Origin of the sequence: Sphingomonas glaciei (assembly GCF_023380025.1) — a bacterium.
Classification (GTDB): Bacteria; Pseudomonadota; Alphaproteobacteria; order Sphingomonadales; family Sphingomonadaceae; genus Sphingomicrobium; species Sphingomicrobium glaciei.
The window spans coordinates 790,793-813,938 of record NZ_CP097253.1 but is presented as its reverse complement, the minus strand read 5'-3'; the positions used below and the strand labels follow the sequence as shown (position 1 = coordinate 813,938).

The window sequence follows — 23,146 nt, the reverse complement described above, 5'->3', positions numbered from 1 at the left end:
GTGTGATGATCCAGACCGGGGCCTTGCGCGGGGTGCGGACAGCGGGTGGCTGGCTGCTCGACTTCGCGCTTCCCCCGCGCTGCCCGGGTTGCGGCGAGATCACCCCGGCCGTCGACCTGTTCTGCGGGAACTGCTGGAGCAGGCTCGACTTTCTCGGTGGCGGCTGCGACCGTTGCGGGCTGGCACTGCCGCCGGGCGCTGAGGGCATCTGCCTGTCGTGCGAGGACGCGAGGGGGCCGCTTGACCGGACCAGGGCCGGAGTGGCCTATGGCGAGATCCCCCGCTCGATCGCGATGCGGCTGAAATACGGGCGCAAGATCGCCCTGGCGCGGACCATGGCGAGCACGATGAAGCGGGCGATGGCGGAACTCGACTCCGAGGCGCTGCTGGTCCCGGTGCCGCTCCATCGCTGGCGCCTGTGGGGGAGGGGGTTCAACCAATCGGTCCTGATCGCCCGGGCGCTCGGCCGTCCTTGCGACCCCGATCTCCTGCGCCGCGTCCGGGCCACCCCGAAGCTCAAGGGGCTCAACCCGGCCGAACGGCGCAAGACCGTCGAAAATGCCTTCGCGCTGCGCCCCGGCGCTGAAGTGAAGGGACGCTCCTTCGTCCTCGTCGACGATGTGATGACCACCGGAGCCACCGCCGAAGCCTGCGCGCGTTTGCTTCGCCGCCGCGGCGCGCGCTCGGTCGACCTCATCGCCTTCGCCCGCGTCCTGAAGTGAGGGCACCAACACTGGCACTCGGCGGTTGAGCTTCTATCTAGGGACAGTCCCAGCCTTAGCCGGAGAGCATGACACCGTGGCCAACGTCGAAATGTACCTCAAGACCACCTGCCCTTATTGCGTGCGCGCCGAGGCGCTGCTGCGCGCCAAGGGGATAGAGGCCGAGACCTACAATCTGGATGCCGGCGGACCCAAGCGGGACGAGATGATCGAGCGCTCGGGCCGCATGACCGTGCCGCAGATCTTCATCGACGGGCAGCACGTCGGCGGCTGCGACGACCTGTTCGCGCTCGAGCGCGAGGGGCGGCTGGACACAATGCTGGCGGCATGAGCCGGATCGCGCTGCTACAGGCGCAGACCGGAGTCGATCCCGCCCGAAACGGCGCGGCGCTGGTCGAGGCGATGCGCGGAGCGAGCGCCGGCGGCGCGGCGATGCTGTTCACGCCCGAGATGAGCGGGTTGCTCGACCGTGACCGGGCGCGGGCGGCCGCCAACCTCACTGCCGAAGGAGACGATCCGGTCCTTGCCGCCGTGCGCGACGCCGCTGCCCGTGACGGCCTTTGGGTGCATCTCGGCAGCCTTGCCATCCGCCGCGACGACGGCCTCCTCGCCAATCGCTCTTTCGTGATCGATCCGGGGGGAGAGGTGAGGGCGACCTACGACAAGCTTCACCTGTTCGACGTCGACTTGCCGACCGGTGAAAGCTGGCGGGAATCGGTTAGCTACGCGCCTGGCAGCACCGCGGTGGTGGTGGAGGGAACGCCGGTCGGGCGGCTCGGTCTCACCATTTGCTACGACATCCGCTTTCCGGCGCTCTTCTCGGCCCTCGCCGAGGCAGGCGCCGAGACCATCGCCGTTCCCGCCGCCTTCACCGTGCCGACCGGCAAGGCGCATTGGGAGGTGCTTCTCCGCGCCCGCGCGATCGAGGCCGGGCTGTTCGTGGTCGCGGCGGCGCAGGCCGGCAGCCACGAGGATGGGCGCGAGACCTACGGCCACAGCCTGGTCGCCGACCCTTGGGGCGAGTTGCTGCTGGCGATGGACGGCGCGCCCGGGCTGGCCTTCGCCGAGATCGACGTCGGCCGGATCGCCGACGTCCGCGAACGCGTTCCCGCTCTGTCGCACCGCCGCTCTATTCCCCCGGTCGAGCAGCGCTGACGCCGAACGCGTTGATCTTGGCTGCCGCCATCCTCTAAGAGGAGGCGCAAGGCCCCGTAGCTCAGCAGGATAGAGCGCCAGATTCCTAATCTGTAGGCCACTGGTTCGAATCCAGTCGGGGTCACCAACTACGCCAGGGGAGGCGAATGTGATTGGCCGGCTGTTCCTCGACCATCCCCGATCGCTTGGCATGGGCTGGGCCGGGCACGGCACCGGTGCCGTGATGATCGGATTGCGCATGATCGGCGGCGGGGTCGCCTGCCTGATCCACGCCGTCGTGCCGGCGCTGTTCACGCAAACCGCGGGCCGCACGGTCAGCGGCCTCCATGACTATATGACGCGCCGCAAGGCCGACGCGCCCGATCCCCAGGCCTGGCCCGATTATGAGATCTGAGCCGGCTGAGGCTCACCCAGTCCTCATCGTCGGTGGCGGCTTTTCGGGGGTCATGACCGCCGCTCACCTGGCTGCACGGGACATTCCGGTCGTGCTGGTCGACGGGTCGGGTCGCCTTGGCCGCGGAGTCGCCTATTCCACGCGCGATCCGGTGCATCTTCTCAACGTCACGACGTCGAAGATGAGTGCCTGGCCCGACCAGCCGAACCATTTCGCGCGCTGGTGCGGCGACGAGGAGGGGCTGGACTTCGCCGAGCGGCGAGCCTTCGGCCGCTACCTCGGCGAGCAGCTTGCCGCGGCGCCGGGTGTGAAGGCGATCGACGCGATGGCGGTCGATGCGCGCAGACAGGGCGAGGGATGGGAAGTCATCCTCTCCGACGGACAGATAATCGCGGCGTCGGCGCTGATCCTGGCGCAGGGCAACCAGCCCCCGACCCCGTTCCCCGGCTCGGCCGGGCTTCCGCCGGAGCTGTTCGTCAACAATCCCTGGAGCGAGACGGCCCATGCCGGGGTCGAGCGCGTCGCTGCCGAGGGATCGGACGTCCTGATCCTCGGCACCGGCCTGACCATGGTCGATACCGTCCTCTCCCTGGTCGCGGCCGGGCACGAGGGGCGGATCACCGCTCTGTCGCGGCGGGGACTAATCCCGCGTGGGCACGTTCACCCGCCGTCTGCGCCCGCGCCTGTCGCGCTGGACGAGGTCCCGCTGGGCAACCTGCTGTCGCTGTGGCGCTGGTTGCGCCGCCGCTCTGCCACGGTCGGCTTCCGCGCCGCGGTCGATGCCCTGCGCCCGCACAGCCACGCGATCTGGCAGCGCTTGCCCGAGGGCGAGCAGCGCCGCTTCATGCGCCACGCGCGGCCGTGGTGGGACGTTCATCGCCACCGCATCGCCCCGCAGGTGGCAGAGCAATTGCGCGCTTTGGTCGCCGCCGGCCGGCTCGAGATCGTCGCGGGCCGGGTCGGCAAGATGGAGGCGGACGGCGGCACGCTGCGGGTGCCGATCGCCCGGCGCGACGGCCGCGACACCGTTCGTGAGGTCGGGGTCGCCTTCAACTGCACGGGGCCGCTGGGAGACATCCGCCGGACCGCCGACCCGCTGCTGCGCAGCCTCCTCGACCAGGGTGCGGTTCGCACCGACGACTTCGCCATGGGTCTTGAGGTCGACGACCACAGCCGGGCCGGCGAGCAGCTATGGGCGCTCGGCCCGCTGACCAAAGGCCGGTATTGGGAGATCGTTGCGGTGCCGGATATCCGCCATCAAGCCGAGGCGGTCGCAGCGGACGTTCAAAAGGAACTCCTTATCCATGTCTGACACCCCCGACGACGGCGATCTCGTCGCCCCGGCGCCCAAGATCCCCGTTCCCGACGACGTGGCGGACGCGGTCCGCACCCTGATCCGCTGGGCCGGAGACGACCCCGAGCGCGAAGGTCTGCTCGACACCCCGGCGCGGGTGGCCCGGGCGTGGAAGGAATATGCCCGCGGCTATGGCGAGGACCCCGCCGCGCACCTTTATCGGACGTTCGAGGAAGTGGGCGGCTATGACGAGATCGTGCTGCTGAAGGACATCCCGTTCCAGTCGCATTGCGAGCACCACATGGCGCCGATCATTGGCAAGGCGCACATCGCCTACCTTCCCAACACGCGGGTGGTCGGTATCTCCAAGCTGGCGCGGGTCCTGCACGGCTTTGCGCGGCGCCTGCAGGTCCAGGAGCGTCTCACCGCCGAGGTAGCCGACTGCATCTGCGAGCACCTTCAGCCCAAGGGCGTCGCGGTCGTAATTGAAGCGACGCATGCCTGCATGACCGCGCGCGGCGTCAACACGCCCGGCGTGATCATGACCACCAGCCGGATGATGGGCACCTTCCGATCCGACGAACGCAGCCGCAAGGAGGTGTTGGCGCTGATGGGTCGAGGCTAAGCCGGCAGCCCACTCGAACGGCGGCTAAGCCAGCGGATCGGCAGGCCGGCCAGCGCCAGCGCTCCGCCCCACAGCGTCGCCTCCAATCCTGCGCCAACGAACATCGCCAGGGCGTAAAGGATGGCGATCACGGCCAGCACAGGCTTTTCCAGCCGCAGCTTGAGCGCCGCGGCCGCGCAGATGAGATAGAGCACCAGGGCCGACACTGCCGAGACCAGCGCGACGAAGGTGAACACCGCGACGAAGCTGTCGCTGACGCTTGCCACCACCAGCAGCATCGCCACGCTCGCCGCGACGACCAGCGAGCCGGTCGCGACGCCCGCCCGGTTGGTCCGGGCGAAAAACGGCGGCAGATCGCCTGCATTGGCCATCGCCCGCGATATTTCGACCGCCAGCAGGATGATCGCATTGCCCGCGCCCAGCGCGCTAATCGCCGCGACGATCGCCACGAAATTACCCGCGATGTTGCCGAAGGCAGGCGCGATGGCGTCGGCGAACGGCGCTTGCGAGGTGGCCGCCTGTGTGCTCGGCAACAGCCACAGCACCGCTACCGTGGATACTAGGTAAAGCAGCGCGACCAGCACCGTCCCGCGAATGGTCGCGCCCGGCACGACGTCGTTCGCATCCTCGGTCACATTGGCGGTGACCGCCGCGGCTTCGAAGCCGGTGAAAGCGAACAACATCAGCGCGCACGCGGAGACCGTCGCGCCAAGGCTGAGCGGCACCGGCGCGAGGGGTTCGAGGGCAGGGCCGGTCACCAGCCGCAACACCACCAACACCGCGACCAGCAGCAGCGGTACGATCTTGATTAGGGTCGCGGTAACCTGCACCACGCCGGTCGATCGCGCGCCGGGCAGGTTGATCAGCACCATCCCGATGATCGCCCCGCACGCGGCAAAGGCGAGCGGCCAGCCCGAGGCGATGAGCGGGAACACGTGCCCCAGCGCGCCCATCGCGGCGATCGCCACCGCCGCCACCGCCGTCCATTGCGAGACGACATAGCTCCACAAGGTGACAAAGGCCGCGCGGTCGCCGAACGCCGCCGCGATGTAGGCATAAGGGCCGCCGGGCAGCCGGCGGGCGAGCCGCGCGAGCGACAGCGCCAGGCAGCAGGTGCCGAGAATGGCGATCGCGAAGGCGAACAGGATGTTGATGCCATAAGGCGCGACCGTCGCGGGCAGGACGTAGATGCCCGATCCGATCACCGTGCCGACCACCATCGCCAGGCTCATCACAGGTCCGAGGCGCCGCGAGGGTGGGGGAGGCGCAGGTGGCGGTGGCAGTTGTTCGACGATTGCGGTCATGCGCCGCCTCGTTGCATTGCCGAGCACGCTTGGCAATTGGCCGCTCCCGGCCTAACCCGCGCCGCGAAAATCAGAGGGTCATTCATGCGCGCATTCATCTTTCCGGGGCAGGGCAGTCAGTCGATCGGTATGGGCTCGGCGCTTGCCGGTGCGAGCAACGCTGCGAAGGACGTCTTCGCCGAGGTCGACGAGGCGTTGGGTCAAAACCTGTTCCGATTGATGCGCGAAGGCCCGGAGGCCGACCTCACGCTGACCGAGAATGCGCAGCCGGCGATCATGGCCCACAGCATCGCGGTGCTGCGGACGCTCGGGATCGATCTTGCTGCCAAGGCGGACTTCGTCGCCGGACACAGCCTCGGCGAATATAGCGCGCTGTGCGGCGCCGGCAGCTTCGACCTCGCCACCACCGCCCGGCTGCTGAAGAAGCGTGGGCAGGCGATGCAGGCGGCGGTGCCGGTGGGCGTCGGGGCGATGGCCGCCCTGCTCGGCGCCGATCTCGACAAGGCGCAGGCGATCGCTAACGCCGCCGCGCAGGGCGAGGTGTGCACCGTTGCCAACGACAATGACCCGTCACAAGTCGTCATCTCCGGCCATCGCAGCGCGATTGAGAGGGCAATCGCGATCGCCAAGGATCATGGCGCCAAGCGCGCGGTGCTGCTGCCGGTATCGGCGCCCTTCCACTGTCCGCTGATGCAGCCCGCCGCGGACGCCATGGCCGACGCACTGGGCGGGACCGACATCAAGGCGCCGGCCGTTCCGGTTTACGCCAACGTCATCGCCGCCCCGATCAGCGACCCTGACCGCATCCGCGAACTGTTGGTCGAGCAGGTCACCGGCATGGTCCGTTGGCGCGAGAGCATCCAGGAAATGAGCGCGGCCGGCGTGGTCGAATTCGTCGAGATCGGCGGCAAGGTGCTTGGACCCATGGTCAAGCGGATCGCGCCCCACGCACGGATCATTAGCCTAGTGACGTTCGAAGACATCGAAGCGCTGGCCAAGGAGATTGCATGATGTTTGATCTCACCGGAATGACCGCGCTCGTCACCGGCGCCTCGGGCGGCCTTGGCAGCGCCATTGCCAAGGCGCTTAGCGCGCAGGGCGCCCGGCTGGCGGTCAGCGGGTCCAATGCCGACAAGCTCGAAGCCTTTCGCGCGGGCCTCGGCGGGGACCATGTCGCGCTGCCGTGCAACCTGTCGGACGGCGCGGCGGTCGACGCACTCGTCCCGCAGGCGGTCGAGGCGCTCGGCGGCAAGCTCGACATCTTGGTCAACAATGCCGGGGTGACCCGCGACAACCTGCTGATGCGGATGAAGGACGAGGAATTCGAGAGCGTCATTGCGATCAATCTCGAGGCCGCCTTCCGCCTGATGCGCGCGGCGGCCAAGCCGATGATGAAGGCCCGCTTCGGGCGCATCGTGAGCGTGACCTCGGTGGTCGGCCAGACCGGCAATCCGGGTCAGGTCAATTACGTCGCCTCCAAGGCCGGGCTGGTCGGCATGAGCAAGGCGGCGGCGCAGGAACTCGCCAGCCGTAACATCACCGTCAATTGCGTGGCGCCCGGCTTCATTACCTCGGCTATGACCGAGGCGCTCAACGAGGCGCAGCGGGCCGCTATCCTGTCCAAGATCCCGTCGGGGGCGATGGGCAAAGGCGAGGACGTCGCGGCCGCGGTGGTGTATCTTGCCAGCCGCGAGGCCGGCTACGTCACCGGCCAGACACTGCACGTGAATGGCGGGATGGCGATGGTTTGAGAGTCCGCGCCCGAATGGTTCCCGGGCGGCGATGCTAATCCCATAGCCGTATTGCATCTCTGCAACACCAACTCCTTGTCGCCGTTTCGACCATTCCTATATCGCCGCCAGAACAATGACACGGACGTGCCTTCGAATGGGCGTCCGGGGGCGACTGAAAGGGTAGAATAATATGGCGAAAGTGATCGGGATCGATCTCGGCACGACCAACAGCTGCGTTGCGGTGATGGAGGGCGGCAAGCCCAAGGTCATCGAGAACGCCGAGGGCGCGCGCACCACTCCGTCGGTGGTCGCCTTCACCAAGGATGGGGAGCGTCTGATCGGCCAGCCGGCCAAGCGTCAGTCGGTGACCAATCCCGATAATACGATCTTTGCGGTGAAGCGCCTGATCGGCCGCCGCTTCGACGATCCGGTGACCAAGAAGGACACCGAGCTGGTCCCCTACAAGATCGTCAAGGGTTCGAACGGCGACGCGTGGGTCAATGCCGGTGGGCAGGATTACAGCCCGTCGCAGATCAGCGCTTTCACCCTTCAGAAGATGAAGGAATCGGCCGAGGCCTATCTCGGCGAGACGGTCACCCAGGCGGTGATCACCGTTCCCGCCTACTTTAACGACGCGCAGCGCCAGGCGACCAAGGACGCCGGCCAGATCGCCGGCCTTGAAGTCCTGCGCATCATCAACGAGCCAACCGCCGCGGCGCTCGCCTACGGGCTTGAGAAGAACGACGGCAAGACCATCGCGGTCTACGATCTTGGCGGCGGCACGTTCGACGTGTCGGTGCTGGAAATCGGCGACGGGGTGTTCGAGGTGAAGTCGACCAACGGCGACACCTTCCTCGGCGGCGAAGACTTCGACGCCAAGATCGTCGAGCATCTGGCGGCCAAGTTCCAGGCCAAGGAAGGCATCGATCTCCGCAAGGATCGTCTCGCCCTCCAGCGCCTCAAGGAAGCCGCGGAAAAGGCCAAGATCGAGCTGTCGTCGGCCCAGACGACCGAGATCAACCAGCCCTTCATCACCGCCCGCATGGAAGGTGGCCAGACCACTCCGCTTCACCTCGTCGAGACGATCACCCGTTCCGATCTCGAGAAGCTGGTCGCCGACCTCATCAACCGCACCCTCGAGCCCTGCAAGAAGGCGCTCAAGGATGCCGGGCTCGACGCCTCGGCAATCGACGAGGTCGTACTTGTCGGCGGCATGACCCGCATGCCGCGCGTCCGTGAGGTCGTGAAGGAGTTCTTCGGCAAGGAGCCGCACACCGGCGTCAACCCGGACGAGGTCGTCGCCATCGGCGCCGCGATCCAGGCCGGCGTGCTACAGGGCGACGTCAAGGACGTGCTGCTGCTCGACGTGACCCCACTGTCGCTTGGCATCGAGACGCTGGGCGGCGTCTTCACCCGGATGATCGATCGCAACACGACCATCCCGACCAAGAAGAGCCAGGTCTTCTCGACCGCCGACGACAATCAGAATGCTGTCACCATCCGGGTCTTCCAGGGTGAGCGCGAGATGGCCGCGGACAACAAGGTCCTCGGGCAGTTCGACCTGGTCGGCATTCCCCCGGCGCCGCGCGGCGTGCCGCAGATCGAGGTCACTTTCGACATCGACGCCAACGGCATCGTCAACGTGTCCGCCAAGGACAAGGGCACCGGCAAGGAACAGCAGATCCGCATCCAGGCCTCGGGTGGCCTGTCGGACGCTGACATCGACAACATGGTCAAGCAGGCCGAGCAGTTCGCCGAGGACGACAAGAAGCGGCGTGCCGCGGCCGAGGCGAAGAACCAGGCCGAAAGCCTGGTCCACTCGACCGAGAAGCAGCTTGCCGAGCATGGCGACAAGGTCAGCGCCGAGGTGAAGACCGAGATCGAGACCGCCATCGCCGAGACCAAGACGGCGATCGAAAGCGGCGATTCCGACGCGATGACGACCAAGGCCAATGCGCTGACCCAGTCGGCGATGAAGCTTGGCCAGGCGATCTACGAAAGCCAGCAGGGCGGGGGTGCGAACCAGACCCAGGCCGACACGGCGGAGAACGCCCAGGCTTCGGACGAGGAAGTGGTCGACGCGGAATATTCCGAAGTCGACGAAGACAAGAAGGCGTGATGATTACGTCGTCCCTGCTGGGCGCGCCTCGGCAGGGACGACGGCTTGAGGTTGCGTCATGACCATCCATGTAGATTATTATGAATTGCTCGGCGTCCAGCGCGGCGCCGATGAAAAGGCCATCAAGGCCGCGTTTCGCAAGGCCGCGATGGAGTGCCATCCCGATCGCCATGGCGGCTGTCCGGAGCGCACCGCCAAGTTCAAGCAATTGAACGAGGCTTACGACTGCCTCAAGGACCCGCAGAAGCGCGCGGCCTATGACCGTTTCGGCCACGCCGCCTTCCAGAATGGCGGGGCCGGGGCCGGGGGGTTCGGCGGCGGTAGCGCCGACTTCTCCGATATCTTCTCGTCGATCTTCGGCGAGTTCATGGATCCGCGCGGCGGCGGCCGGCAAAATGCGGCGCGCGGCGCGGACCTGCGCTACGACCTCGAGCTGACGCTGGAGGAAAGCTTCGGCGGCAAGTCGGCGACCATCGACATCGAGACGATGGCGCCGTGCGAGCCGTGCGAAGGCGATGGCGCGCGCGGGACGGCGGTGCCCGAGCGCTGCAACACCTGCGGCGGGGCTGGCAAGGTCCGTGCCCAGCAGGGCTTCTTCGTGGTCGAGCGCAGCTGCCCGACCTGCCACGGCCACGGCGTGACGATCGCCGATCCCTGTCCGGTCTGCCAGGGCGAGGGCCGTACCCTCAAGCGTCGTACGCTGACCATCCAGGTTCCGGCCGGTGTCGACGAGGGCACCCGCATCCGGGTGGCGGGCGAAGGCGAAGCGGGCGTGCGCGGCGCACCCAACGGCGACCTCTACTTGTTCGTGCACCTCAAGCGGCACGCCATCTACAGCCGCGAGGGCACCACCCTTGTCGCCGACTGCCCGGTCAGCTTCACCACCGCGGCGCTGGGCGGATCGATCCACGTCCCCGGCATCGACGGCGAGAAGATCGAGGTGAAGATCCCCGCCGGCATCCAGTCGGGCGAGACCTTGCGCCTGCGCGGCAAGGGCATGGCGGTCCTCAGCGGCCGCGGCAGGGGCGACATGGTCGCTTGCATCCTGGTCGAGACCCCGACCCGCCTGACCGCCAAGCAGAAGGAAATCCTGTGCCAATTCCGGGAAACCGAGACCGGCGAGGAATGTCCCAATGCGAAGAGTTTCTTTTCTCGCATCAAGGACGCGCTGGGATAGGAAACGCACACTAGTTGCGTTCAGTCGGGGGTTTCCATGTTTTCGCGTCGAATGGTGTTGGCCGGCGGGGCCGCGCTGTCCCTGACCTCGCCGCTTCGCGGGTCACCTGCGACGACTAGTAGGCTTCGTCGTTTCGCGAGTGCGCACCGTTTCAGCGGGATCGTTGCGCAGGCCCGTGGCGGACGCCTCCACGATGTCTTCATGGCCGGCCTTGCCGACCGCGAGAAGGGCCTGCCGATCGAACCTTCGACTTCGTTCCGCATCGGATCGATCACCAAGTGGCTGACGGCTATCGCGGTCCTTAGGCTGGCGGAGCGGGGCCGGATGTCGCTGCGCGCGCCGATCGGGCGGTACCTTCCGGAACTTGGCAAGGCCTTCGCCGCTGTCCCGCTCGACAATCTCCTCGCCAATAACAGCGGTATTCCCGATCTTGTCGGGCGCGCCGCCGCGGCTGATCCTTCGTTTCGCGCATCGACCGCCGGATCGGCAGAGATCGTCCGACGCTTCGCGTCCGGCATGCTGGCCTTCGCGCCGGGCGAGCGCTTCGACTATTCCTTCTTCAACTGGGTCCTAGTTCACGCCGCAATCGAGCGGGTGACGGGCCGGCCCTTCGAGGCGATCATCGCCAACGAGGTCCTGCGTCCGGCCAGGCTGACCCAGGCAGGGTTCATCGACACCGCTCATCCCACGGCCCCCGGTGTCGCTCAGGCCTACGCTGCCAATGGCGCATTGAAGCTCGGCCTCGTGCCTCCGTTCGGGGGAGCGAGCGGCAACGTCCATGCGACGGCGGCGGATTTGGCGTCCTTGGCGCATCATGTCTTCGCGGGACGCGTGCTTCGCCGCAGATCACTGGTCGAGCTCACCCGCGTCCGTGTCCCTGACGAAAATTACGCGCTTGGCGGACGGATGCGCGTGCTGGGCGGACGCAACACGGCCTGGCAGACCGGCAAGGTCGGGGCCTACCGCGCCCATCTGGCGCACGACATCGCGGCAGATCGAACGGTCGTGATCCTCAACAACGGCGATCTCGAGCAATCTGTGATTGGAAAGCTTGCCGAGGAACTGCTGATACCGCCGGAAGGCTAAGCTTGCAGCATGATCTCCGTCGGCTAGGCTCGGCGCTTAGGGAGACCATCATGCGCCGCTTGAGCCTCATTCTACTCGCCACGATTGCCAGCCCGGCCACTGCCCAGCAGGATTATTCCAAGGTCGAGGTGAAGGTCGAGCGCATCGCCCCCGGCGTAGCGGTGCTGTTCGGTGCGGGGGGCAACATCGGCCTCAGCTATGGCGAGGACGGCAACGTCATCATCGACGACCAGTTCGCGCCGCTGGTGCCCAAAATCGACGCGGCGGTGAAGTCGGTCGATGCTGACCCGATCCGCTTCGTCATCAACACCCACTGGCATGGTGACCACACGGGCGGGAACGAGGCGTTTGGCCGTGCCGGCGCCGTCATCGTCGCGCATGACAATGTACGCCGCCGGATGAGCGTCGACACCTTTTCCAAGCAGATGAACCAGACGCTGAAGGCGACGCCCAAGGCCGGGCTCCCAGTCGTGACCTTCGCGCAAGGGGTGACCTTCCACCTCAACGGTGACGACATCCGCATCGTGCATGTCGACAATGCGCATACCGACGGCGACGCGCTGGTCTACTGGACCGGCGCCAACGTGCTCCACATGGGCGACACCTTCTTCTTCAAGGCGACCTATCCCTTCATCGACCGCGAAAGCGGCGGCTCGATCGACGGGATGATCGCAGCGGCCAAGACCGCTCTCGGCATCGTCAAACCGGGCGGCAAGGTCATCCCTGGCCACGGTCCGGTCGCGACCCGCGAGGATCTGCAGGCCTATCACGCCATGCTGGTCGACATCCGCGCCAAGGTCGCGGCGGTGATAAGGGCGGGCCGGACCAAGGCGCAGGTCGTCGCCTCGCGCCCGACGGCGGCTTACGACGGCAAGGTTTCGACCACCGGCTTCATCAAGCCCGATCGTTTCGTCGAAACGATGTACGACGAGCTGAAGCCGAAGCTGCAGCCGGCCCGCCGGCGCTAGGCGGAGGGACCGAACACCCGCTCGAAGATCGTGTCGACCTGGCGGAAATGGTAGCCGAGGTCGAAGCTCTCCTCGAGCTTTTCGGGCGGCAGAACGGCGGTGACCTCGGGGTCGGCCTTCAGCAGGTCGAGCAGCGACAGGGCGCCGTCCGACTCCCACACCATCATCGCGTTGCGCTGGACCTTGGCATAGGCGTCCTCGCGGCTGAGCCCTGCCTGGGTCAGCGCCAGCAGCACACGCTGCGAGTGGACCAGCCCGCCCATCCGGTCGAGGTTCTTCTGCATCCGCTCGGGGTAGATCAGAAGCTTGTCGATGACGCCCGTCAGCCGCGCCAGCGCGAAGTCGAGGGTGATGGTCGCGTCCGGGCCGATAAAGCGCTCGACGCTGGAGTGCGAGATGTCCCGCTCATGCCACAGCGCGACATTCTCCATCGCCGGCAGGACGGCGCTGCGGACCACCCGCGAGAGGCCCGTGAGGTTTTCGGTCAGCACCGGATTGCGCTTGTGCGGCATCGCGCTGGAGCCCTTCTGGCCAGGCGAGAAATATTCCTCCGCCTCCAGCACTTCGGTCCGCTGCAGGTGGCGGACCTCGGTCGCGAGCCGCTCGATGCTCGAGGCGATCACGCCAAGCACCGCAAAGAACATGGCGTGGCGGTCGCGCGGAATGACCTGGGTCGAGGTCGGCTCCGGGGTCAGGCCAAGCCGCCTGGCGACATGCTCCTCGACCCGGGGATCGATATTGGCGAAGGTGCCCACCGCGCCAGAGATGGCGCAGGTGGCGATCTCTTCGCGTGCTGCCTCGAGACGCTTCAGGTTGCGGGCGAACTCGGCGTGGGCTTGTGCTAGCTTGAGGCCAAAGGTGACCGGCTCGGCGTGAATGCCGTGGCTGCGGCCGATAGTGGGCGTCAGCTTATGCTCGAAAGCGCGCCGTTCGAGCACCGCCAGCAATTGCTTCAGGTCCTCGATCAGAATGTCGGCGGCCTGCGTCAGTTGGACGTTGAGCGCAGTGTCCAGCACGTCGCTGCTGGTCATCCCCTGGTGCAGCCAACGGCGCTCGTCGCCCAGCTTGTCGCCGGCCCATGTCAGGAAGGCGATGACGTCATGCTTGGTGACCGCCTCGATCGCGTCGATCGCCGGCACGTCGATCGGCTCGATCCGGTCGCGCGCGGCGAGGATCCTGGCGGCGTCCTCCTGCGGGATCATCCCGATCTCGCCCATCGCCTCCGCGGCGAAGACTTCGATGTCCCACCAGATGCGAAAGCGGTTTTCAGCCGTCCAGATGGCGGTCATGGCGGGGCGGGAATAGCGTGGAACCATGGCCGCGCCCGCTAGCAGGGGAGGGCCGTCGCCGCAACGCGTGGGCCTCAGCGAAGGTCGAGCTGGGCGCCGCGCTGGAAGGTGATGCTGACTTCTTCGAGATCGAGGTCACGTTCGAGGTCGTGCAGTACCTCGTCCTCGATCTTGCCGGCGCGATGGAGGGCGAGGAGCTCGCGGCGCCCCTCCGCGATGACTAGCAGCATGACGTCGAAATGCGACTGGATCCCGTCCATGAAGCCGTCGGCGTCGCTCGCATAGCGTTCGGTCGCCCGCGCCCGCGCCTGCTGCTGCTCGAGCAGGTGGGGATGGATCAGTTCGCCACGCTCGTCATAGGCATTGGCCTCGACCGCGCGAAGCTTGGCCTTGGCGACCGTCGCCTCGGCCTGCGGGAGGCTCATCGGCGGCGCGGGATCGCTGTCCTTCGGTTCGAGACGGCGGATCAGCCAGCCGAGGCTCGCGCCCTGGATCACCACAGTGACCAGGATCACGGCGAAGGCGGCGATCAGCATCAGGTCGCGGCCGGCATGGTGTCAGGAAGGGTGAGCGCGACCGCCAGCGTGACGACGCCTCGCATGCCGGTCCACGCCAGCACGCCCGCCTGCCGCGTCCCCACCGGCCGTGCGCGGCGCACGCCCGCGCGGCGGAGCAGGGCGAGCAGCGCGTCGCTTCCGAACACCCACAGGAAGCGCGCGGCCGTCACTGCGACGATGATGCCGAGCACTGGACCGGCCATGGTCGCGGTGACCTCGGCGAACCCGCCCGCCCGGTCGACCACGCTGCGGAGCGAGAAGCCGATCAGGATGAAGACCAGTGCCTCGAGCGAGAAGATCATCGTCCGCCAGAAGCCGGTGCCCTGGATCCGCACCCGCGCCGGCATCACCTCATGCTGGTACCAGCCGACCACCAGGCCAGCCGCCACGGTGGCGATGACACCCGAAACGTGGAGCGCCTCGCCGCCAAGATAGGCCGCCCAGCAGATCAGGGCGGTGGTCGTGACGAACAAGGTGCGGTCCTCGATCGTCTTGAGCAGCAGCACGGCCAGGCGGCCGAATATCAGCCCGAACGCCGCTCCGCCCAGCGCGAGGACGGCAAAGCTCGCCATCGCCTCGCCGGTGCTGAACGCACCGCTCAACGTTGCGGCGACGGCGAAGCGGAACAGCACCAGTCCCGTCGCGTCGTTGAGCAGGCTTTCGCCCTCCAGCAGAGCCTGCAAACGGCGGGGAAGCTGGACGCGCTGGAGTATGGCGCGCGCCGAGACGGCGTCCGGAGGCGAGACGATGGCGCCAAGCGCGAAGCAGGCAGCCCAGGGCAGGCCCGGCACCAGCCACTTCACCGCAACCGCGACGAGGCAGGTGGTGAAGACCACCGCTCCGACAGCCAGCGAGATGATGCCCGGCAGATGCGCGCGGAAGCGTCCGTAGGCGGTGAAGTAAGCGCCATCGAACAGCAGCGGCGGGAGGAAAAGGACCAACGCCAGTTCGGGATCGAGCGTCACCTGCGGCAGGCCGGGAATGAAGGCGAGGAGACCTCCGCCGACGAGCAGCGCAGCCGAGGGCGGAAAGCGAAGCTTGTCGGCAAATGCATGGAGGCCGACCACCGCCGCAAGCAGCAGCAGGACCAGTTCGAACGTCTCGACTGCGTTCATCGTGCCCCCCGTTCGTGCCCCGTCAGGCCGCTTCGCGTTCCAGCTTTTCGGCCAGCGCCATCCAGCGCGCTTCGGCTTCCTCCAGGGCGGCAGCGACCTTGGCCCGGCGCTGCGACAGCTCGCTCATCGACAGGCGCGCGAACTGGGGATCGGCGCCGGACGGGTTGAACATGGCGCGGTCCAGTTCGGAGCGCTGCTCGGCAAGGCGCAGGCTCTCCTTTTCGGCCTCATCGGTCGCCTTCTTCAGCGCCTTGGCGTCCTCGCGGGCCTTGGCGCCCTTGGGGGCCTTGGGCTTGGCCTCGGCTTTGGGCTGGTTACGCCCGAGCACCAGGTCGATGTAATCCTCGATGCTGCCGGCATAATCGACCGCGCGGCCGTCATCGACCAGCACCAGCCGGTCGGCGGTCAGCTCGACCATGTGGCGATCGTGGCTGATCAGTATGACCGCGCCGTCATAGTCGTTGAGCGCCTGGACCAGTGCCTCGCGGGCATCGACGTCCAAGTGGTTGGTCGGCTCGTCGAGGATCAGCAGGTGCGGCGCCTCGCGGGTGATCAGCGCCAGCGCCAGCCGCGCCCGCTCGCCGCCCGACAGCTTGCTGGTGAGCGTGGTCGCCTTGTCGCCCGAGAACCCGAAGCGTCCAAGCTGCGCGCGCACCGCGGCGGGGGACTGGCCCTCCATGGCGCGGCTCATGTGCATCAGGGGGGTCTCGTCGCCGTGCAGTTCCTCGACCTGATATTGGGTGAAATAGCCGACCCGCATCTTGCCGGTGGCGGTCATTCCGCCCTCCATCGGCGCGAGCTGCGCTGCAAGCAGTCGGGCCAGCGTGGTCTTGCCGTTGCCGTTGCGGCCGAGCAGCGCGATCCGGTCGTCGGGATCGATCCTGAGGTTGAGCTTCCGCAGGATCGGCGTCTCGCTGTAGCCGACCGCCGCCATTTCCAGCGTGATCAGCGGCGGCTTCAATTCGGTCGGGCTGGGGAAGGCGAAGCTGAGCGAGGGATCGTCGGCCATTGCCGCGATCGGCTGCATCTTGGCCAGCATCTTGGCCCGGCTCTGCGCCTGTTTGGCGGTCGAGGCACGGGCCGAATTGCGGGCGATATAATCCTGCAGCCGCGCACGCTGCGCGTCCTGGCTGGCCTTGGCCGCGGCGAGCTGCGCCGCGCGCTCGGCCCGCTGCCGCTCGAAATCGTCGTAGCCGCCGGCATATTGCGTAAGCCGGCCGCCCTCGACGTGGAGGATGGTGTCGACCACATTGTTGAGGAGGTCGCGCTCGTGGCTGATGACGACCAAAGTGCCGCTGTAATCCTTGAGGAAATTCTCAAGCCACAGCGTCGCTTCGAGGTCGAGGTGGTTCGACGGCTCGTCGAGCAGCAGGATGTCGGGTTCGGAGAAGAGCAGGGCGGCGAGCGCCACGCGCATCTTCCACCCGCCCGAGAAGCTGTCGAGCGGGCGGCCCTGCATTTCCTCATCGAAGCCGAGCCCGAGCAGGATCCGCGCGGCGCGCGACGGGGCACCGTAGGCGTCGATCGCCAGCAGCCGCTCATGCACCTCGCCGAGGCGGTCCATGTCGCTGTAATCCTCGGCCTCGATCATCAGCGCGGCGCGCTCGGTATCGGCGGCAAGGACGGTGTCGAACGGGGTGGCATCGCCGCTCGGCGCTTCCTGCGCGATATAGCCGAGGCGAGTGCGCTTGGGCATCTCGATCTCTCCGTCGTCGGCTTCGAGCTGGCCGATCATCACCTTCATCAGGGTCGACTTGCCGGCGCCGTTGCGGCCGATCAGCCCGACGCGGCTCTTCGGGCGGATCGTGGCGGTGGCACGGTCGAGGATGGTCCGCCCGCCAAGGCGAACCGTGATTCCGTTGATAGTCAGCATGGGCGCGCGCCTACACGTTTTTCGTGGCGAACTGAAGGCGTGTGGTCGAGCCGGCTAGGCCGAGCCATCCGACGTCGGATTACGCTTGCGCCGCCGGGCCGCCGTCGCGCTCTCGCTATCCCGATATTCCTTGGAAAGCATCGGCCGGACGTCGCGATCGTAGCTTTGATCGCCCTTGAGGGCGGTCGCGCGTAACAGGCGCCAGGCGCGCCATCCTGCGAAGGCGAACCAGCTACCGGAAAGAAGGGCCGCGCCAATCAGTGACCACGGCTCCCGCAGAATCACCTGCGGCGGCAAGGCGAAGAGCGCGCCGACCGCAACGATCAGCGACCCATAAATGGGTGCCCGTGACGAAAGCTCGTAATCGACCAACCGGCGAGGGCCACGCGGTGCTTTTATGCCCCGCATGTCGGCGTGCTCAGGCGCTTTCGCAACATCGCTACATCAGCCCCATGGCCCGCATGCTGCTGCGTCCCTGGGCGCCGACGATGACATGGTCGTGTACGGTGATCTTCATGTGCCGCCCGGCATCGACGATGTCGCGGGTCAGGCGGATGTCCTGCTGGCTGGGGGTGGGATCGCCGCTCGGGTGGTTGTGGACGAGGATGATCGCGGTCGCCCCGAGCGCGATGGCGCGGGCGATCACCTCGCGGACATGGACCGCCGCCTCGTCGACCGATCCGCGCCACATCGCCTCGTTGGCGATCAGCACGTTCTTGGCGTTGAGGAACAGCACCCGGACTTCCTCGATTTGCCCGTGGCTCATCGCCGCCTGCAGATAGTCGCCGAGCGCGTCCCAGCTCGACAGCAGAGGGCGGCCCTCGGTGCGAGTTTCGAGCAGGCGCAGAGCGGTCGCGCGGGCGATCGCCAGCGCGCCGATCACGCCGTCGGTCAGGCCCTCACGGCGAAGCACCTCGGGCGGTGCCTCGAGCAAGGGTCCAAGCCCGCCGAACGAGGAAATCAGCTGCTTTGCCAAAGGCTTGGTATCGCGTCGGGGAATGGCGAGAGTCAGCAGATATTCAACCAGCTCATGGTCGAGCAAGGCGTCGCCACCGCCGTCCAGCAGCCGATGCCGAAGGCGCGCGCGATGCCCATCGGCGCCATTCGGCTTGTCGCCCATGGGAGACAGGCTATGCCTTCGCGGCCGCGCTTGCAACATGTCGCTTGCGGAACGAGCTGCGACACGGAAGGTTAGAACGGGTCTGTGACGAACGAAGCGACGGCCAGTAGCGACGGGGAAGGAGCGGAGCCGATCGCCGGACGCCGCCGCCGCGCCGTGCCTCGCTTCATCGGCATCGTGCTGGTCGCGCTGCTGGTCCTGCTGGTGATCGCCGCGATCGTGCTGTGGAGCCAGCGCCGCCCGATCGCCACGAATATCCTCAGCCGGGAGCTAGAACGCCGAGGGGTGCAGGCCAGCTTCAAGCTCGACCGGATCGGGCTTCGCACCCAGCAGGTCTCGAACCTGGTGATCGGCGATCCGCGCCGGCCCGACCTCACCGCGCGGCTGGCGCAGATCCAGATGCGGATCAAGTGGAACGGGCAGGTCGAATTCTACCGCGTGGTGGCGCGGGGGGTCCGGCTGAATGGCCGCGTTATCGGCCGCCGCGTCAGCTGGGGACAGGTCGACCGGCTGCTTCCGCCGCCTTCGGGCAAGCCGTTCTCGCTGCCCGACATCAGCGTCGACCTGGCCGACACCTCGATCGCGATGGCGACGCCCTATGGGCCGATCGGGATCGCCGTCGAAGGTGCCGGCAAGCTGACCGGCGGCTTCAAGGGTCGGCTTGCCGCCGCTTCGCCGAGCCTCGATGCGGGGCGCTGCACGCTCACCGGCATGCGCGCCGCGCTGGCCGTGTCGGTCGCCGCCCGCCGCCCGCAGGTCAGCGGTCCGCTGAGCGCCTCCAACTTCGCCTGCCCGGCCAGCAATATCGCAATCGCGCAGCCCCGCTTCGACATCGACAGCCGGTTCACCGAAGGGTTCGATCGCTTCACCGGCAGCGGGCGGATGAGCGCGATGGCGCTGGTAGCCGGGGTCAACCGCCTCGACCGCTTCAATGCCGACCTGACCTTTGGCGGGCAGCCGAGCCAGTTGCTCGGCACCGTCAAGCTGAGCGCGGCCGGTGCTCGGATGGCGCAGCTGACCGCGGCCCGGACCCGGCTCGACGGCAGTTACCTGCTCAATGCCGCGCGCGGCCAGATCACGCTGGTGGCCGATTACGGCGCGAACGGGGTCGATCTCGATCCTTCCCTGACCGGCCCTCTGACCGGGGCGCTCAGCGGGGCCGGGGGGACGCCCCTGGAGCCGATCGCGCGGGCCCTGCAGGCAGGCTTCGATCGCGCCACCCGGGCGATGAATGCCTCGGGCAAGCTGCGCCTGGTCAATGTCACCGGCGGCGGAGCGGTCCGGGTCGAGACCGCAGACGTCCGCAGTGCGTCGGGCGCGCGGGTGCTGGTCGGCGGCGGTGGCGACGGGATCACCTATTACTGGCCGACCAATCGGCTGCGCGTCGACGGCCGGGTGCGCACCGCCGGTGGGGGCCTCCCGACCGCCGATCTCGCCCTCTCCATGCCGCGCGCCGGAGGTCCGATGAGCGGCCGGTTAGTCATGCAACCCTATGCCGCCGGCGGAGCGAGACTGGCACTCGACCCGGTGCGCTTTGCGGCGCTCAACACCGAGGGCACGCGGGTCGAAACCGTGGCCCTGCTCGACGGGCCGCTGTCGGGAGGAACGATCACCGGCCTGCGGGTGCCGGTCAGCGGCACGATCGGGCCGGGCCAGCGGCTGGCGTTCGGGCAGGGCTGCGTGCCGCTGTCCTTCGCCAGTCTGCGCCTTGGCGCGCTTACGCTGGGACAGACCCGCTTGCCGGTCTGCGCGGTCGGCCAGGCGGTGGTGTTCCGCCAGCCCGATGGCGACGTTGCGGTGCGCGCCTTCACTCGCGACCTGTCGCTCAACGGCCGGCTCGGCGCCTCGCCGTTCGCCGCCCGTGCCGCGCGCGGTGCCTTGGTCGGATCGCGCGGATTCGACTTCACCACGGTGGCGGCCCGCCTCGGCAATCCCGAGGCCCCGGTCCTTCTCAACGCCGGGCGGCTGCAAGGCACCTTCAAGGGCAGCGGCATCAACGGCACCTTCGCCAGCGCCGATGCGACCATCGGCCGGGTGCCGATCAAGCTGACCGAGGCCGATGGCCGCTGGCTCTACTATCGCAATCGCCTGACCGTGAACGGCGCGGCGACGGCCAGCGACATCGGCTCGCCCGAGCCGCGCTTCTACCCCTTGCGCTCGACCGACCTCAGCTTCTCGCTGCAGGGTAGCGACATCCGCGCCGGCGGCTCGCTCCGCCACCCAGCGACCGGCGCGCTGGTGACCAATGTCGCGATCCGGCACGATCTCGGACGGGGCACTGGGAATGCGACGCTCGATGTCCCCGGGCTGCGATTCGCCCAGAATGGCCTCCAGCCGGAGATGATCACCCGCCTGACCGAGGGAGTCATCGCGCTGGTCAACGGAACGGTGACGGGGCAGGGGCAGATCGCCTGGAACGGGTCGGGCGAAGTCACCTCGACCGGCGAATTTTCGACGACCGGCACCGATCTCGCCGCCGCCTTCGGTCCCGTGACCGGGCTTGCCGGCACCATCCGCTTCACCGACCTGCTTGGGCTTGAGACCGCGCCCGGACAGACCGTCAGCGTCGCCACCATCAACCCCGGCATCCTGGTCGAGAATGGCGTCATCAGCTACCAGCTGCTGCCCGGCCAGCTGGTCCGCATCCAGGCCGGGCGCTGGCCGTTCATGGGCGGCGAGCTAATCCTGCGCGAAACCGTGCTCAACCTTGGCCGGCCCAGCCCCAAGCGGCTGACCTTCGAGGTCCGCGGGCTTGACGCCAACATGTTCGTCAACAGCTTCGGCTTCAACGACATCAAGGCCGAGGGCCGCTTCGACGGCGTATTGCCGATGATCTTCGACGACAGCGGCGGGCGCATCGTCGGGGGCCGGCTCGACAGCCGCGCTCCGGGCGGGCGCCTGTCGTACAGCGGCGCGGTCAACAAGGCGAACCTCGGGACCGCCGGCAACCTCGCCTTCAACGCCCTGCGCGACCTGCGCTTCCGCTCGATGATCATTCGCCTGGACGGCGACCTCGCGGGCGAGTTCGGAACGACGCTGGTGATCGATGGAGTCGGCCTGGCCGGGACCAACGGCACGCAGAAGCTGATCAGCCGCTTCGTCGGCCGCATCCCGCTCAAGTTCAACGTCTCGATCCGTGGGCCTTTCCGCGCGCTGATCGGCACCGCCAAGTCGCTGCGCGATCCGCGAACCCTGATCGACACCACCCTCGACCGCCCGCTCGGCAATATCCCCGGCATCGTCACCGAGGTCCGCCGCCGCGAGGAAGATTCCACCCAGACCCAGACCCCCGTCGAAGAACAAGGTAGCCGCCCATGAGAAGGCTTATTCTGATCGCCGTCCCGCTTGGCGTCGCACTGACCGGCTGCGTCAACGTCCGCACGCCCGAGAAGCCGATCGAGATCAACCTCAACGTCGCGATCCGCCAAGAAGTGCTGGTCCGGATGCAGCGCGATGTCGACACGCTGATCAACCAGAATCCCGAAGCCTTTCCCCAGCGGCCTGCAACCACGACGCCAGGCACCACGGGGCAGCGATGATCCGCTGGGCGGGGCTCGCGCTGGTGGCGGTCGCCGGAACGGCTGCGGCGCAGAGCGCTTACTTCGACGCGCGGTCCGCGGGGCAGGTTGGGGAGCGCTTCGACGGCTATCTCGGCTATACTTTGGTCCAGCCAAGCCCGCAGGCGCGGACCCAGACCGAGGCGATCAACATCCGCCGCCGTGCGCTCTATTCCGACCTGGCGCAGCGTCGCGGGGTCAGCCCGCAGGAAGTCGGGATCACCGCCGGCTGTACGCTTCTGGCGCGGGTCGCGGTGGGCGAAAGCTACATGCTGGCGGACGGCCAATGGCGGCGGCGCGCTGCGGGACAGGCCGTGCCGGTGCCCGATTACTGTACCGGCGGCTGAGCCTCGAAACTGGCCCGATAGTCGGGCCGGAGGCGGCTGATCATGGTCGCCGTGATCGGCAGCTCGATCATATATTCGCCTTCGGCATAGGAGCCCGCGACATAGGGGTCGGCGGTCAGCCGGACGTGATCGAACAGCCGGTCCCTGTCGGTATCGACCAGGGAGACCGGCAGGTCGTTGTAGGCCGGGCAGCCGGGATCATAGCCTGGTTGGTCGGGACCGAGCCGCTTTCGGCGCTCCCGCGACAGCAAGGTGCAAAAGGGCTGGTGGATCGCCGCCTGCCAGCTCGTCCCTGGCTTGAGCAGGGCCTGGATCGACAGTTCGCGGCCAAGCCTGCGGTCCCAGATCAGCCGCTGGGTATGCGAATTGCCGTGCGCACCCCCGCTGTAGAGGGCGGTCGACCCCTCCAGCGACAGAAGCCGAGGGGTCTGCCCGAGGGTCCGCCATTCGCGCTCGAAACTGTGCGGCGACCAGTCGCGCGCCGGATTGCCCATCTCGAGCCGGACCTTGCGATCCTCCCGCGCGGTGGCCAGTCCTCGCAGTCGCTGGCTGGAGGCATCGGCCCGGAACCGCCTGCGAAGCGCGGGAACGGCGTCGGCCTCGGCCGACCAGCCATAGCGAAAATCGAGCAGGACTGACTTTTCGGCAACGGTGACGGGCGCTGCGGCGGCGAGCAGGAGGAGGCTGAGCATGGCCCCATCTAACCCGGTT

The 23,146-nt window shown here is 67.7% G+C and carries 23 protein-coding genes and 1 tRNA gene; 16 read left to right on the top strand and 8 right to left on the bottom strand.

Annotation, left to right across the window (positions count from 1 at the left end):
* The first annotated feature begins 5 nt into the window (after nucleotides 1-5).
* From M1K48_RS03880 to folE, 7 genes are all read left to right on the top strand, one after another.
* Entirely contained in the window at nucleotides 6-722 is a 717-nt protein-coding gene (locus tag M1K48_RS03880; RefSeq protein WP_249504555.1) for a ComF family protein, read from the top strand.
* Between the two features lie 76 nt (nucleotides 723-798).
* Nucleotides 799-1,053 carry a glutaredoxin 3 gene (gene grxC, locus M1K48_RS03875; RefSeq protein WP_249504554.1) on the top strand — a complete coding sequence of 85 codons (255 nt, stop codon included), beginning with the start codon at nucleotides 799-801 and terminating at the stop codon, nucleotides 1,051-1,053.
* Nucleotides 1,050-1,877, top strand: a complete 828-nt coding sequence (locus M1K48_RS03870) for a carbon-nitrogen hydrolase family protein (protein ID WP_249504553.1) — start codon at nucleotides 1,050-1,052, stop codon at nucleotides 1,875-1,877. Before grxC ends, M1K48_RS03870 begins: the two co-directional genes overlap by 4 nt.
* A gap of 50 nt (nucleotides 1,878-1,927) precedes the next feature.
* Nucleotides 1,928-2,004: transfer RNA gene (locus tag M1K48_RS03865), tRNA-Arg, on the top strand.
* A 21-nt stretch (nucleotides 2,005-2,025) separates the two neighbouring features.
* A complete protein-coding gene (locus M1K48_RS03860) occupies nucleotides 2,026-2,271 on the top strand; it encodes a DUF6356 family protein (RefSeq protein WP_249504552.1) in 246 nt (81 codons plus the stop codon).
* Complete coding sequence (locus M1K48_RS03855; RefSeq protein ID WP_257794165.1) at nucleotides 2,261-3,583, top strand: FAD/NAD(P)-binding protein; 1,323 nt, start codon at nucleotides 2,261-2,263, stop codon at nucleotides 3,581-3,583. The genes M1K48_RS03860 and M1K48_RS03855 overlap by 11 nt, the downstream gene beginning before the upstream one ends.
* Nucleotides 3,576-4,190: a GTP cyclohydrolase I FolE gene (gene folE, locus M1K48_RS03850; RefSeq protein WP_249504550.1), complete on the top strand. Its 615-nt coding sequence runs from the start codon at nucleotides 3,576-3,578 to the stop codon at nucleotides 4,188-4,190. Before M1K48_RS03855 ends, folE begins: the two co-directional genes overlap by 8 nt.
* On the opposite strand, the gene M1K48_RS03845 is transcribed toward folE, so the two are convergent.
* Nucleotides 4,187-5,494: an APC family permease gene (locus M1K48_RS03845; protein ID WP_249504549.1), complete on the bottom strand. Its 1,308-nt coding sequence runs from the start codon at nucleotides 5,492-5,494 to the stop codon at nucleotides 4,187-4,189. The genes folE and M1K48_RS03845 overlap by 4 nt on opposite strands.
* An 84-nt stretch (nucleotides 5,495-5,578) precedes the next feature.
* Here M1K48_RS03845 and fabD point away from each other — a divergent pair, with 84 nt between their 5' ends.
* The 6 genes from fabD to M1K48_RS03815 all read left to right on the top strand — a co-directional run bounded on the left by fabD (nucleotide 5,579) and on the right by M1K48_RS03815 (nucleotide 12,577).
* Nucleotides 5,579-6,505, top strand: a complete 927-nt coding sequence (gene fabD, locus M1K48_RS03840) for an ACP S-malonyltransferase (RefSeq protein ID WP_249504548.1) — start codon at nucleotides 5,579-5,581, stop codon at nucleotides 6,503-6,505.
* On the top strand, nucleotides 6,505-7,245 hold the full coding sequence (gene fabG / locus M1K48_RS03835; RefSeq protein WP_249505167.1) for a 3-oxoacyl-[acyl-carrier-protein] reductase: 741 nt from the start codon (nucleotides 6,505-6,507) through the stop codon (nucleotides 7,243-7,245). Before fabD ends, fabG begins: the two co-directional genes overlap by 1 nt.
* Nucleotides 7,246-7,417: 172 nt before the next feature.
* Nucleotides 7,418-9,346 carry a molecular chaperone DnaK gene (dnaK, locus tag M1K48_RS03830; RefSeq protein ID WP_249504547.1) on the top strand — a complete coding sequence of 643 codons (1,929 nt, stop codon included), beginning with the start codon at nucleotides 7,418-7,420 and terminating at the stop codon, nucleotides 9,344-9,346.
* A gap of 58 nt (nucleotides 9,347-9,404) precedes the next feature.
* Nucleotides 9,405-10,523, top strand: a complete 1,119-nt coding sequence (gene dnaJ, locus M1K48_RS03825; protein ID WP_249504546.1) for a molecular chaperone DnaJ — start codon at nucleotides 9,405-9,407, stop codon at nucleotides 10,521-10,523.
* A gap of 36 nt (nucleotides 10,524-10,559) precedes the next feature.
* On the top strand, nucleotides 10,560-11,609 hold the full coding sequence (locus tag M1K48_RS03820) for a serine hydrolase domain-containing protein (RefSeq protein WP_249504545.1): 1,050 nt from the start codon (nucleotides 10,560-10,562) through the stop codon (nucleotides 11,607-11,609).
* A gap of 50 nt (nucleotides 11,610-11,659) precedes the next feature.
* On the top strand, nucleotides 11,660-12,577 hold the full coding sequence (locus M1K48_RS03815; RefSeq protein WP_249504544.1) for an MBL fold metallo-hydrolase: 918 nt from the start codon (nucleotides 11,660-11,662) through the stop codon (nucleotides 12,575-12,577).
* On the opposite strand, the gene purB is transcribed toward M1K48_RS03815, so the two are convergent.
* The 6 genes from purB to radC form a co-directional block, all read right to left on the bottom strand.
* Nucleotides 12,574-13,893, bottom strand: coding sequence for an adenylosuccinate lyase (gene purB, locus M1K48_RS03810; RefSeq protein ID WP_249504543.1), 1,320 nt, complete (start codon nucleotides 13,891-13,893; stop codon nucleotides 12,574-12,576). The genes M1K48_RS03815 and purB overlap by 4 nt on opposite strands.
* Before the next feature lie 47 nt (nucleotides 13,894-13,940).
* Nucleotides 13,941-14,402 (bottom strand): cation:proton antiporter, encoded by a 462-nt coding sequence (locus tag M1K48_RS03805; RefSeq protein WP_249504542.1) that lies wholly within the window; start codon nucleotides 14,400-14,402, stop codon nucleotides 13,941-13,943.
* Nucleotides 14,402-15,538 (bottom strand): cation:proton antiporter, encoded by a 1,137-nt coding sequence (locus tag M1K48_RS03800; protein WP_249504541.1) that lies wholly within the window; start codon nucleotides 15,536-15,538, stop codon nucleotides 14,402-14,404. The genes M1K48_RS03805 and M1K48_RS03800 overlap by 1 nt, the downstream gene beginning before the upstream one ends.
* 22 nt (nucleotides 15,539-15,560) lie before the next feature.
* Nucleotides 15,561-17,411, bottom strand: coding sequence for an ABC-F family ATP-binding cassette domain-containing protein (locus M1K48_RS03795; RefSeq protein ID WP_249504540.1), 1,851 nt, complete (start codon nucleotides 17,409-17,411; stop codon nucleotides 15,561-15,563).
* 54 nt (nucleotides 17,412-17,465) lie between these two features.
* The gene (locus M1K48_RS03790; protein ID WP_249504539.1) at nucleotides 17,466-17,783 is read right to left on the bottom strand and encodes a hypothetical protein; all 318 of its coding nucleotides are present in this window, start codon (nucleotides 17,781-17,783) and stop codon (nucleotides 17,466-17,468) included.
* A gap of 67 nt (nucleotides 17,784-17,850) precedes the next feature.
* On the bottom strand, nucleotides 17,851-18,531 hold the full coding sequence (gene radC / locus M1K48_RS03785; RefSeq protein ID WP_249504538.1) for a RadC family protein: 681 nt from the start codon (nucleotides 18,529-18,531) through the stop codon (nucleotides 17,851-17,853).
* Nucleotides 18,532-18,615: 84 nt separating this feature from the next.
* Here radC and M1K48_RS03780 point away from each other — a divergent pair, with 84 nt between their 5' ends.
* From M1K48_RS03780 to M1K48_RS03770, 3 genes are read left to right on the top strand one after another with little or no spacing between them, the layout of a single operon-like run.
* Nucleotides 18,616-21,849, top strand: a complete 3,234-nt coding sequence (locus M1K48_RS03780) for an intermembrane phospholipid transport protein YdbH family protein (protein WP_249504537.1) — start codon at nucleotides 18,616-18,618, stop codon at nucleotides 21,847-21,849.
* Nucleotides 21,846-22,070, top strand: a complete 225-nt coding sequence (locus tag M1K48_RS03775; RefSeq protein ID WP_249504536.1) for a YnbE family lipoprotein — start codon at nucleotides 21,846-21,848, stop codon at nucleotides 22,068-22,070. Before M1K48_RS03780 ends, M1K48_RS03775 begins: the two co-directional genes overlap by 4 nt.
* The gene (locus M1K48_RS03770; RefSeq protein WP_249504535.1) at nucleotides 22,067-22,435 is read left to right on the top strand and encodes a YdbL family protein; all 369 of its coding nucleotides are present in this window, start codon (nucleotides 22,067-22,069) and stop codon (nucleotides 22,433-22,435) included. Before M1K48_RS03775 ends, M1K48_RS03770 begins: the two co-directional genes overlap by 4 nt.
* Here M1K48_RS03770 and M1K48_RS03765 read toward each other — a convergent pair.
* Nucleotides 22,417-23,127, bottom strand: a complete 711-nt coding sequence (locus M1K48_RS03765) for a DUF3298 and DUF4163 domain-containing protein (RefSeq protein WP_249504534.1) — start codon at nucleotides 23,125-23,127, stop codon at nucleotides 22,417-22,419. The genes M1K48_RS03770 and M1K48_RS03765 overlap by 19 nt on opposite strands.
* Nucleotides 23,128-23,146 lie beyond the last annotated feature (19 nt).

Coding starts and splice junctions, on each gene's coding strand:
- radC (WP_249504538.1), bottom strand. CDS start 18,531: ATGGGCGACAAGCCGAATGGCGCCGATGGGCATCGCGCGCGCCTTCGG.
- folE (WP_249504550.1), top strand. CDS start 3,576: ATGTCTGACACCCCCGACGACGGCGATCTCGTCGCCCCGGCGCCCAAG.
- M1K48_RS03855 (WP_257794165.1), top strand. CDS start 2,261: ATGAGATCTGAGCCGGCTGAGGCTCACCCAGTCCTCATCGTCGGTGGC.
- dnaJ (WP_249504546.1), top strand. CDS start 9,405: ATGACCATCCATGTAGATTATTATGAATTGCTCGGCGTCCAGCGCGGC.
- M1K48_RS03820 (WP_249504545.1), top strand. CDS start 10,560: ATGTTTTCGCGTCGAATGGTGTTGGCCGGCGGGGCCGCGCTGTCCCTG.
- dnaK (WP_249504547.1), top strand. CDS start 7,418: ATGGCGAAAGTGATCGGGATCGATCTCGGCACGACCAACAGCTGCGTT.
- fabD (WP_249504548.1), top strand. CDS start 5,579: ATGCGCGCATTCATCTTTCCGGGGCAGGGCAGTCAGTCGATCGGTATG.
- M1K48_RS03795 (WP_249504540.1), bottom strand. CDS start 17,411: ATGCTGACTATCAACGGAATCACGGTTCGCCTTGGCGGGCGGACCATC.
- fabG (WP_249505167.1), top strand. CDS start 6,505: ATGTTTGATCTCACCGGAATGACCGCGCTCGTCACCGGCGCCTCGGGC.
- M1K48_RS03775 (WP_249504536.1), top strand. CDS start 21,846: ATGAGAAGGCTTATTCTGATCGCCGTCCCGCTTGGCGTCGCACTGACC.
- M1K48_RS03815 (WP_249504544.1), top strand. CDS start 11,660: ATGCGCCGCTTGAGCCTCATTCTACTCGCCACGATTGCCAGCCCGGCC.
- M1K48_RS03870 (WP_249504553.1), top strand. CDS start 1,050: ATGAGCCGGATCGCGCTGCTACAGGCGCAGACCGGAGTCGATCCCGCC.
- purB (WP_249504543.1), bottom strand. CDS start 13,893: ATGGTTCCACGCTATTCCCGCCCCGCCATGACCGCCATCTGGACGGCT.
- M1K48_RS03770 (WP_249504535.1), top strand. CDS start 22,067: ATGATCCGCTGGGCGGGGCTCGCGCTGGTGGCGGTCGCCGGAACGGCT.
- M1K48_RS03800 (WP_249504541.1), bottom strand. CDS start 15,538: ATGAACGCAGTCGAGACGTTCGAACTGGTCCTGCTGCTGCTTGCGGCG.
- M1K48_RS03880 (WP_249504555.1), top strand. CDS start 6: ATGATCCAGACCGGGGCCTTGCGCGGGGTGCGGACAGCGGGTGGCTGG.
- M1K48_RS03845 (WP_249504549.1), bottom strand. CDS start 5,494: ATGACCGCAATCGTCGAACAACTGCCACCGCCACCTGCGCCTCCCCCA.
- M1K48_RS03805 (WP_249504542.1), bottom strand. CDS start 14,402: ATGCTGATCGCCGCCTTCGCCGTGATCCTGGTCACTGTGGTGATCCAG.
- M1K48_RS03765 (WP_249504534.1), bottom strand. CDS start 23,127: ATGCTCAGCCTCCTCCTGCTCGCCGCCGCAGCGCCCGTCACCGTTGCC.